The 10334-nt window shown below is 45.5% G+C and carries 7 protein-coding genes and 1 pseudogene; 3 read left to right on the top strand and 5 right to left on the bottom strand.

Translation table 11 applies throughout. The features are described from left to right. Positions 1–424 precede the first annotated feature (424 nt). A complete protein-coding gene (gene tyrS, locus AC805_RS15065) occupies positions 425–1639 on the top strand; it encodes a tyrosine--tRNA ligase (protein WP_055076181.1) in 1215 nt (404 codons plus the stop codon). Positions 1640–1845: 206 nt separating this feature from the next. Here tyrS and AC805_RS15060 read toward each other — a convergent pair whose 3' ends face one another. Both AC805_RS15060 and AC805_RS15055 read right to left on the bottom strand, forming a co-directional pair. After that, positions 1846–2385, bottom strand: a complete 540-nt coding sequence (locus tag AC805_RS15060) for a hypothetical protein (RefSeq protein ID WP_156341416.1) — start codon at positions 2383–2385, stop codon at positions 1846–1848. 132 nt (positions 2386–2517) lie between these two features. Beyond that, positions 2518–3654, bottom strand: a complete 1137-nt coding sequence (locus AC805_RS15055; protein ID WP_055076179.1) for a hypothetical protein — start codon at positions 3652–3654, stop codon at positions 2518–2520. A 230-nt stretch (positions 3655–3884) separates the two neighbouring features. Here AC805_RS15055 and tilS point away from each other — a divergent pair, with 230 nt between their 5' ends. Next, positions 3885–4886, top strand: coding sequence for a tRNA lysidine(34) synthetase TilS (tilS, locus tag AC805_RS15050; protein WP_055076178.1), 1002 nt, complete (start codon positions 3885–3887; stop codon positions 4884–4886). A gap of 141 nt (positions 4887–5027) precedes the next feature. Here tilS and AC805_RS15045 read toward each other — a convergent pair whose 3' ends face one another. The 3 genes from AC805_RS15045 to AC805_RS15035 all read right to left on the bottom strand — a co-directional run bounded on the left by AC805_RS15045 (position 5028) and on the right by AC805_RS15035 (position 9898). Continuing rightward, entirely contained in the window at positions 5028–6608 is a 1581-nt protein-coding gene (locus AC805_RS15045; RefSeq protein ID WP_055076177.1) for a CPBP family intramembrane glutamic endopeptidase, read from the bottom strand. A 46-nt stretch (positions 6609–6654) separates the two neighbouring features. Continuing rightward, positions 6655–6975, bottom strand: coding sequence for a quaternary ammonium compound efflux SMR transporter SugE (gene sugE / locus AC805_RS15040; RefSeq protein WP_055076176.1), 321 nt, complete (start codon positions 6973–6975; stop codon positions 6655–6657). Between the two features lie 514 nt (positions 6976–7489). Continuing rightward, positions 7490–9898 carry a cation-translocating P-type ATPase gene (locus AC805_RS15035; protein ID WP_231663126.1) on the bottom strand — a complete coding sequence of 803 codons (2409 nt, stop codon included), beginning with the start codon at positions 9896–9898 and terminating at the stop codon, positions 7490–7492. A 173-nt stretch (positions 9899–10071) separates the two neighbouring features. Here AC805_RS15035 and AC805_RS26880 point away from each other — a divergent pair. After that, positions 10072–10334, top strand: a pseudogene (locus AC805_RS26880) (ISKra4 family transposase); the annotation flags it as partial.

Raw genomic sequence — 10334 nt, 5'->3', positions numbered from 1 at the left:
TGCTTTCCATCCAACAAAAATTCCTACAGCAATTCCCCATCAATCGAACCACAAAAAATTTGTTATAGCTGCCGTCACTTGATATAGGACAAATCAAACCCCAAGAATTTACTGTCGGTGCTTCGCACCGACAGTAAATTCTTGGGGTTTATGTCCTAGTACATTTGGCAACAGCTATAAAAGTGCTCATTCGCAAAACTTTTAATAAATTTCTTCATTCGGGTTTGAGCGCAAAGCGCTATAAGTAGCTAAGCATAGTATTATCTAGATCTTGTGATTTCTCCGCATTAAGTATCTAGGCGCAATTAAATATAAAAGACAAAAAGCCTTAGCACATACTGCCCTTGCGTAAAGCTTTTATCTCTGGGTTTTAATTATGCCCAGTTATTTATCGCCAGTAAAAAAATTAAGCAGCCTTTTTAGAATGTCTCAAAGCTCAAACCCAACTAATTTAACAACCCTTCTAGAACGTGGTGTTGTCGAAATATTCCCAGATAGCGAAACCGACAATTTAGGCGATCGCATTCAAAGGAGCGATCGTCCCCTGCGTATCAAACTCGGCATCGATCCCACCCGCCCCGATTTACATTTAGGGCATACGGTCGCTTTGCGAAAACTCCGCCAATTCCAAGATGCAGGGCATAAAGCAGTATTAATCATCGGCGACTTTACAGCGCAGATCGGCGATCCGACGGGACGGTCGGAAGCCAGACCGAGGCTCACTCCTGAAGAAGTGGCGTACAATGCCGAAACCTATTTAGAGCAAGCGAAGAAAATTCTTGATTTTTCTAGCGATCGCTTTGAGTTACGTCGTAACGGGGAATGGCTCAACAAACTGGACTTACAGCAAATCATCACCCTGCAAGCCAGTATGACCGTGGGGCAAATGCTGGCGAAGGAGGGATTTAGCGATCGCTATGAAAAGGGCACGCCGATCTATTTGCATGAATTTCTCTATCCCCTGTTACAGGGTTACGACTCTGTCGCGATCGATGCCGATGTGGAGCTAGGCGGAACCGATCAAAAATTTAATATTCTCGTCGGTCGGGATTTACAACTAAAAGATAAAAATCGACAGGGTCAATCAGCCCAATTTGGTTTATTACTGCCGTTGTTAGTAGGTTTAGATGGCGTACAAAAGATGTCTAAGTCCCTCGGCAACTACGTCGGACTCACCGACGAGCCCTTGAGTATGTATTCCAAACTCGAAAAAGTCCCCGATGCTTTAGTTGATAAATATTTTGAGTTACTGACAGATATCGATCTAGCCACGCTACCAGAGAATCCTCGCGACAAGCAAAAACAACTAGCTTTAGCGATCGTCGGTCAATACCACAGTCGAGAAGCCGCCCTTCAAGCCCAACAGGATGCCGAGCAAATTGTCCTCGCAGGGAATACCACCGATCTAGGCGATATCCCCGAATTCGATCTCTCCCAAATTAATTTCCCCGCTCCCTTGCGCTATTTAGTCAAAGCGGCGGGACTTTGCAAAAGCAATAGCGAAGCCCAAAGCCAGATCGAGAATGGCGCGGTTAAACTAGATGGCGAGAAATTAGGCGATCGCACCTTTACTGAAGCGATCGAGTTATCGGGAAAGGTATTGCAAGTCGGGAAGAAAAAGTTTTTGCGATTGCTTTAATCTTTTGATTCGATCTAGTTTGGACATAAACCCCAAAAGAGCGTTGCCGTGCGGAGCGCGGCAACGCTCTTTTGGGGGTTTTAAAATTATCCCGAACTCACGTTATACCAATTCACGAAAGTGTGACAACACTTTTGTGAATCAAAAACCAAACCCAGTAAGGGTTTTCAAAGCTCAAAATGGCTACGCCATTTTGAGCTTTGGTATTACCTAGCTCGGAGAAAGGCGCTAATTGCCATAAAAACCTTATTATTGAGAAGCTCGCTGCGCTTCTTTTTGCTCGTATCATCATTACCCTGAAGTGGATCGATGATGGCATTAAAATCTTGAATGGCTTGATTAAAGGCTGCTTGATTAACAGTAATAGTTGATTTGCCGATCGCTACTTTGCCGTCACCAGAAATCGATATATCACCATTGGTTAACGCAGGACTTAACGCTGAAATGAGATCGTTTACCAAGGTACTTGACACGCCAGCATCAAATCCTGAGTTTTGCAGAGATAGGATTAACCCCTGTTTACCCAGTTCGATGGTAGCTGGGTCTAGTTTCGCGGGAACGAGGTTAATTATTTGAGGGATGATGTCAGAGACGTTAATGGTTAAGAGATTTGTGCTGGAGTTTTCCGAACCAATAGAGGAATTAGAGGTTGGCGTTACCACCACAGGAGTAGTTCCTGCTTGAATGGGTAGTGGGACGCTCAAGCAAAGTATGGAGGCACAGAGAACGAATAATGTCTTTTTCATGGCAAGCTACCTAGCTTATTTAAACTTTAAAAATGCGGTTGATTGGAGCGATCGCTAGCCTTTTTTAGAGCAGTTGACAAGGTAAAGAACTTCGCCATCAACTGCTCTAGACATTATATGACTTAGATAAATTTATCTGCGCCCAAGGTAATTAAACCCGTAGGTAATGCCCAAAATAAGCTGAGTACCAGCGTTACTATTATTGGTAACATCCGAGTAGGTCAAGTTGATATTGAGCGGTAAAGTGCGATCGGGAAGAAAGCCCACAGCGAAGTTCAGTCCTTGCCCCGACCAAGCCGAACTCACAGCCCATTGGGGATCTAATAGATAGCCAATGCTGCCAAATACACCAACACCACCATTGCTATCAGATTTACGATAGGTGCCACCACCCACACCAGCAGAAATAACCAAAGGCTTAGGGTTATCTTTGCTTGAAGGATCGGTCAACCGCGATAATGTCGCAACCCCATAGACGGAGGATGACGTTCCGCCTGCATTATTTCCATAGTTAGCAAAGTTCGTCCAACCGACAGCAACGCCTACTTGGTTCTCAGCATCACCATAAATTATTTTATGCACCTTAAGGTCAAAGGAACCATTAGAAGCAAAGCGACGAATACTGTTGATATTGAAAACTCCTTCAACCGCAAAGTATTTATTTGCATCGCCTATGCCCGTCGCTAGAGCAATACTTCCATCCACGGAATCCCTTAGCTTTCCAGCCGTAGCTCCAAAAAGACCGACAAAAGCATCTCCCGTCTCTAGTCCAAATCCACTGGGCGTTCCTGCGTTTAAGCCTGGATAGTAGGAGGGCTTGATCGAGAGCGGCTCAATCTTAATAAAGGGAGAATTAGATGTTGGCTCTGTTTGAGCGATTTTATTCTGGACGGCTTCTACTAGGTTGCTATCTGGTTTAGTAGAGATTTTAATAGAGGAGCTGGGCTTATAGGCAATTGTGGGTTGCTGGAGATCCTTGGCTGTAAAGGGCAACCTGTTTTGAAGAACGGGAGGATTCGTTACTTTATTTTTGGGGTTAGTTGTTTTAGTTACCTTGTTTTGGGCAACATTTTTGACTGTTGGAGATTTAACTGTTGGAGAGTTTGTAGTCGAGTTTTTGGGATTGTCCGAAGAGAGTGCCCGTGGAGGAATAACTTCCGTCTGGGCAGATATCTCTCCGATGGAAATCATTCCTAGACCGAAAACCGCACCAGTAGATAACAGTAGCAATCTCTCAGTAGAGCATTTTACAAAGCATTTCTGTAGCATTTAATAGTCCTCACCCACGATCTAACTTTGCTGAATCTATCGAAATCGTGCAATCTTAGGCTCAATATATTCAAAACAGCAAGAGAGGCGATCGCTTCTCACTCAAACAACACAAAAATGCAATACTCTTTTAAGATCTTCGCACGATTTCTCTTACGACGAAGAACCCAAATTATACATTATTATGCCGTTAAAGATCGGTTTTTATTAGCAGGTTAGGTCAATAAGTCTTGAAATCGAACAGTCATTTTACAAAATTATTGCGAATTAAATTAAATGCGGTTCTAAAAGCCCAGCCCAGCCTATTGCCCAAAGGGGCAGCTTGTCTACTCGCGGTTTCAGGAGGGCAGGATTCTCTATGCTTAGCCAAACTCTTCCAGATGCAACGGATCAAATCCAATTGGGTTTTGACGATCGCCCATTGCGATCATCAATGGCGGCATGACTCAAGGGCGAATGCGGAATATGTCGAAAAAATAGCGAAGGAATGGGGAATCAGCTTTTGTTTGAGAACTGCGACACGATCGCTAACTAGCGAAGCTAGTGCAAGGGAATGGCGCTATGAAATGCTGGTAGATATGGCAAGGGAAAGTAAGAGTGCCTATGTCGTCACGGGACATACCCGCAGCGATCGCGTGGAGACCTTACTCTATAACTTGATGCGCGGTAGCGGAGCCGATGGCTTAGCTTCATTAACTTGGCAGCGATCGCTCACCCCTGAAATTAATTTAGTGCGTCCGTTATTACAGGTCAGTCGTCATGAGACTGCGGCTTTCTGTCAAGAAAACAACATTGTAGTTTGGGAAGATAGTACCAATCAAAATCTCGATTACCGTCGCAATCGCCTGCGCTTAGAAACTATTCCCTATCTCCAAACTCATTTTAATCCCCAGCTAGAAAATGCGATCGCCCAGACCTCAGAGCTTTTGCAAGCGGATGTAATCTATTTAGAGGAACAGGCGCAACATTTTTTTGTGGAAAATATTTCCGTAATTTGGGATGCGACTGCACCGCGACTGCACCGCCAATGCTTACAGCAGCAGCCCTTAGCTTTACAAAGAAGAATTGTCAGACAGTTTCTATCGAGATATTTAGTTCATCAAGTAAATTTTGAAGATATCGAGCGATTTTTAAATTTATTAACCGCTCAAAACCGATCGCAAAGCGCTCCTTTTAAAGGGCAGATTTTTGCCCTAGTCGATCATCCTTGGATTGTCCTCCAGCATCAGTAATAAGTAGTTCGGCATAATTAAAAATCAAAACCAGAGAGCATACCGCCCGCTGCGCGGGCGGTATGCTCTTCTAGGTTTTAAGTTTAACTTAGCTACTTAATGCCAAGGTTCAAAATGGCAACGCCATTTTGAACCTTGATACTACTTTCCACCAAGGGCGATCAGCGCAAAAAAACTACCACTATTCCAGAGACAATGTAATAGCATGGAAGATAGGAGGTTTTTGGATCGCCAATAGACAAAACCCATCACCATACCGAGCACGCTGAGGGGAATGATATCGGCAATGTTTAAATGAGCCAAGGCAAAGAAAAATCCACTTAGGGCGATCGCTCCCCACACTGGTAAAGATTTGGTAAGCGAATGCAGTAAAAATCCCCGAAACAGGTATTCCTCAAAGAACGGAGCAGCGATCGCTAAAGTCGTCCAGAGCAGAAATTTCGGTAGATTATCTTGACTATCGGTCAAGATTGGTAATAGGGGATTACCACCACCCTGTCCTTGGAGAAATTTTTGGCTGATCACCGATACGATCAAAACCAAGGGAACTGCGGCAAAATATCCGCCAATTCCCCATGCTAGCCACTTTAGGGAAGTAAATTTGATGCGAAACCAACCTTCGGGTAAGGGACGATAGGGGGCAAGGCTAGCTTGCAGAATCGGTAACATAGGAATTACGGAAAGGACATAAGGAATAAGCACGAGTAATGCTTGAACGGTGAAATCTTCCTTAGCCCTTGTGGAAATATCTAGGAATTCAAAGATTAAGGGCAACACAAATTGCGTCATCAAACAAAATGCGGTAAACCACAAAACCATTACTTCCCAAGTAGTTTTTATACCCCAAGGAACTTCCCAACTAATTTGAGGATGTTTGATTGAAGAATGACGGTCAAAAGGAGAAGACTTGCGAAAGAAGATCCATTGAATTAATAGGGCGAGCCAAAGCAGAACCCCGACACCACCGCCAATCACAGGAATAGAATTGATGATGGCCAGTCGATTAATCGCTAAGGTAACTTCTATACGCGCCTGTTGCTCTAGTTCAGAGATCTTTTCACTCCTTTGCTGAGCTTGATAGAGCTTTGTCAAAGCCTGTTTGCGATACCAACCGTCAAGGGTGCGTCGAATCTGTGTTTCAGCATTGGGGAATAGCGCTACGGGTTCCGACCATAGCCCTTTTAGGATTTGAGCAGTTAATCCATAACTGGTCATGGACTGTCCTTCTAATTTGGTGACGTTCTCCCATGTGGCGATCGCCCCTTTAATATCCCCAGTTTGAATTTGGAGCAGCCCTGTGCGATCGCTAATTTCACTGATACTTTCTATTTTCTTTTGTTTCTGTTTAGAGAGCGTCTGCCGCTCATAGCTATCTAGATCTCCATTTCGAGCTTGGCGATCGAGACGGATGAGATTATCTTTAGCATCACTGAGAACTTCTTGATAACTGCTGAGAGCTTGTGTATATAAATCCTGAGAAGTTCCATCACCGACAAGAATTTGAAATATGTCATCGGCAGAGCTATTGGGCGACTGCTCGGATACCTGTGTGGCTTGTAAAATCAAATCAGTTTGGAGCAAATCTAATTTTGTCTGCTCCTGAGGATTATTCCAGCTTGCTTGCAAAGTGAAGATAATAAATAAAATAGACAATAAGCTGAGAACGCTTAGCAGTAATGATTTAACATCCAAAGATTTTTCATTCAAAGGCTTAGAATCCATTCTTTTATTTCAGGGGATAGGGCTGGGTGAAGCACCGCCCATCCTATCATTTCGATCCAGTAAATCGCAAACCCGCAATACCTATAACGATCGCCCCAATGTACATAAATCTAGACAAATCTCGCGATTCACCGAGAAATATAGAACCGACCAGCGCCGTCCCCACCACACCGATACCCGTCCAGACAGCATAGGCAGTGCCCACGGGTAAGGTTTTTAGGGTTTGGGCGAGGAGGATCAGACTGATGGTAATGGCGGCGATCGTTAGCAGGCTGGGTAATGGTTTGCTAAAACCATCGGTATATTTCAAGCTACTCGCCCAGACAACTTCCAATAGCCCCGCAATAATTAAATTAATCCAATCCATTATGTTTTTTATAGCTATATTCACTTAAGTCAGGACATCAAACCCAATAGAGAGTTGCGGCGCTTCGCGCCGCAACTCTCTATTGGGTTTGATTTTTTTCGTAACATTACTGACTATAGCTATATATACTCCTTTTTCGTCTAAGAAACCATTTAAGACTTGGATAGATCCCCCCAGCCCCCCTTAATACCAAATCACAAAATGACGTAGCCATTTTGTGATTTTAAAACACTTTCTGGGTTTGGTTTTTAATTCCCAAAAGTGTAGCCACACTTTTGGGAATTGGTATAAAAAGGGGGGAGAATTAAATTCTTCCCCCTTTTTAAGGGGGATTGAGGGGGATCTCTTAGAGTTTTTGACCGCAGAAAGTAATTCTTAAATGGTTTCTAATATAGCAACGTAAGGTTGGCTTAGGACATAAACCTCCAAAGATGAGCGGCGGCGCTTCGCGCCGCCACTCATGATACTAGTTAGGTAAGGATGGGCGACGCTTTGCGTCGCCCATCCTTACCCATTAAATATTTTTTGCCGCTGCCGAAGTTCGCAAGGATAGGGAACTTAAAACTACGCTGACAGAACTAAGCGCCATGGCTAATCCTGCGATCGTGGGATTGAGGGAAATCCCTAAACTAGGGTAGAGAATCCCTGCGGCAATAGGGATCGCCAGAGTATTGTAGGCAAAGGCCCAGAATAAATTTTGGCGAATTTTACTGAAGGTAGCGCGGCTGAGTTGGATCGCAGGCACAACATCGCTAATATCATGGCGCATTAACACAATATCCGCCGTTTCCATCGCCACATCCGTTCCCGAACTGAGGGCAATACCCACGGTGGCACTTGCAAGGGCTGGCGCATCGTTAACGCCATCCCCAATCATTGCCACCCGATTCCCCTCGGCTAATAGTTTCATAATGGCTGCTGCCTTGCCATCGGGCTTGACATCCGCGATCGCCCGTTCGGGAGGAATGCCCAACTGATGGGCGATCGCGATCGCCGTTTCTTGCCGATCGCCCGTAAGCATCCACACTGGCAGCCCCATCGCTTCGATTTGACGAACGACATTAATGGCTTCAGGTTTGAGGCGATCGCGCAGGGCGATAATGCCCGATAGTCTGGCATCTACGGCTACAAAAACGGGGGTTTTACCCGCCTCGGCAAATTGCCGCGATCGCTCTAACATCTCGCGGGAAATTTCTACTTGGCGGGAAGACAACCATGCGCTATTGCCCACTAGAATCTCTTCACCCGTAACCAGTTGGGATTCCACGCCGCATCCTGCCACAATTTGCGAGGATTGGGTGGGCAATAGGTCGATGTTTAAGGATTCGGCTCTGGAGATCGTTGCTGCACCGAGAATGTGGTTTGCGCCAACTTCCGCACTTGCCGTAATTTGCAGCAGTCGTAATACTGGGGCTGGAACTTGGCTATCGGCGCGATCGGTTAGATCTTGTAGATCTTGAAATAGATCTTGGAAGTTAGTTTGATCGATGACTTGGCGATCGCGATCCATCGCAAGGGTAACCACATCAGTGACTTCAGGTTTACCCTCAGTCAAGGTACCTGTTTTGTCAAAAACTACCGCCGATAGCCGATCGATCTTTTCTAAGCTTGCGCCCCCCTTAATGAGAATCCCTTTTTCCGCCCCCAGCCCTGTGCCGACCATAATCGCTGTAGGCGTTGCCAGTCCCAAGGCGCAGGGACAAGCCACCACCAAAACAGCGATCGCTAAGCGCAGGCTAAATACAATTTCAGCATGGAGAATCCCATACCAAGTTAGAAATGTTAGGGCAGCGATCGCCATGACCGAGTAGGCAAAATATCCCGCCACGCGATCGGCTAGGTATTGAATGGGGGCTTTGCTTGCCTGTGCTGCTTCCACCAAGGATACAATTTTCGCCAACGTCGTTTCCGAACCAATCTGGAAGACCCGAACCGTAATGGCTCCCGTCAAATTTAACGTCGCTCCCGTAACTCTTGCTCCTAATTGCTTGGTGACAGGCATTGACTCGCCTGTAAGCATCGACTCATCAATACTCGAACTCCCGCCGACGATTTCTCCATCGATGGGAATTTTTTCTCCAGGCAAAACCACGATCCGATCGCCTACTTGCAAGTCTTCCACTGCTACCGAGACCTGCAATTCTCCATCAGCACCTTGCACTAACAATCTGGCGCTAGGAGGCTGCAACTCCATCAAGGCGCGGATAGCGTTGGAGGCTTTTCCCTTCGCTCTCTCTAATAGGGCCTGCCCTAGCAACACAAATCCCAACAACATTACAGGCTCTTCAAAAAAACACTGCCAATGGAGTTGTGGAACCCATAAAGCGATCGTGCTTGCCAAATACGCGGCAACCGTTCCTAACCCTACTAAGGAGTTCATATTTGGCGCTCGATACCACAAAGATCTCAAGCCATCCCACCAAATTGGGCGACCAATCCAGCCTAGCGCTACCGTGGAGACGATCCAATGAATGTACATATTCCCCAACAGAGGTACATCCATTATGCCGATTAAACCCAAATGTCCCACGATCGCTAAAATTACTAACGATGCAGGAATTGCGATTTCCTTAGTAATCCCCAACCAAGAATTTGCAGTCGGGTTTGGCGGTAATGTTTTGCCTGTCAATGGGCGATCGCGTTTATCAATAAATTCCGCTGCAAAACCTGCTTTAGCGATCGCCTCAATTAACTGCGGGGCTAGGTTTTGGGGCGAGTCCTCTGTGCCATAAACTACGGTGGCTCTCTCCGTCAACAAATTGACGTTCGCCGCCTTGACCCCTTCACAGGCGAGCAGACGTTTTTCGACCGTTGCTACGCAACCCGCACATTTCATACCCGCGATCGCCAAGGCTAAGGAGCTAGATCGGGTTGTAGGTGGTGCTATGGGGGATATTGATGTTATTGATTGAGTCTCTGCCACAAACCTAATACCCAAAAACGATAATCTAAATTTAGAAAGCTCTTTAAGATTCCTACTTTAACCTAAGTTGCGACCCGCTCTGAAAACCTCTATCACAGCGATCGTAATACTCTGATTGACCAAACGATGGTTAATGCCTTCAAGCCATTTGGCATGGCAATGACTAAAATCCAACTGAGAAAGGAAAAAAGTGTTATTGGAAAGATTACAAAGCGGTAAATGCTCAGGGAACAATCGTTGCGTATTTTCTCAATAATCAAGGTTTAGTTGATTGGGCGCAAAAACAACCATTAGCGGAAATATTCTCTTGTCTAGGCGATGGACATGATGGGATCTGGAATTTATTCGCCGCCATAGCGCCATCACCGCAGAGGTTTGAAATATTGGACTGGTTTCATTTGAAAGAACATCTTTATGCTGTTGGTGGTTCTTTGCG

This window comes from Pseudanabaena sp. 'Roaring Creek' (assembly GCF_001402795.1).
Classification (GTDB): domain Bacteria; phylum Cyanobacteriota; class Cyanobacteriia; order Pseudanabaenales; family Pseudanabaenaceae; genus Pseudanabaena.
This window is presented reverse-complemented; position numbering and strand designations above follow the sequence as displayed.

What these genes read in the sequence shown, in the direction of transcription:
- tyrS (WP_055076181.1), top strand. Translation starts at nt 425, where the DNA reads ATGTCTCAAAGCTCAAACCCAACTAATTTAACAACCCTTCTAGAACGT.
- AC805_RS15060 (WP_156341416.1), bottom strand. Translation starts at nt 2,385, where the DNA reads ATGAAAAAGACATTATTCGTTCTCTGTGCCTCCATACTTTGCTTGAGC.
- AC805_RS15055 (WP_055076179.1), bottom strand. Translation starts at nt 3,654, where the DNA reads ATGCTACAGAAATGCTTTGTAAAATGCTCTACTGAGAGATTGCTACTG.
- AC805_RS15045 (WP_055076177.1), bottom strand. Translation starts at nt 6,608, where the DNA reads ATGGATTCTAAGCCTTTGAATGAAAAATCTTTGGATGTTAAATCATTA.
- sugE (WP_055076176.1), bottom strand. Translation starts at nt 6,975, where the DNA reads ATGGATTGGATTAATTTAATTATTGCGGGGCTATTGGAAGTTGTCTGG.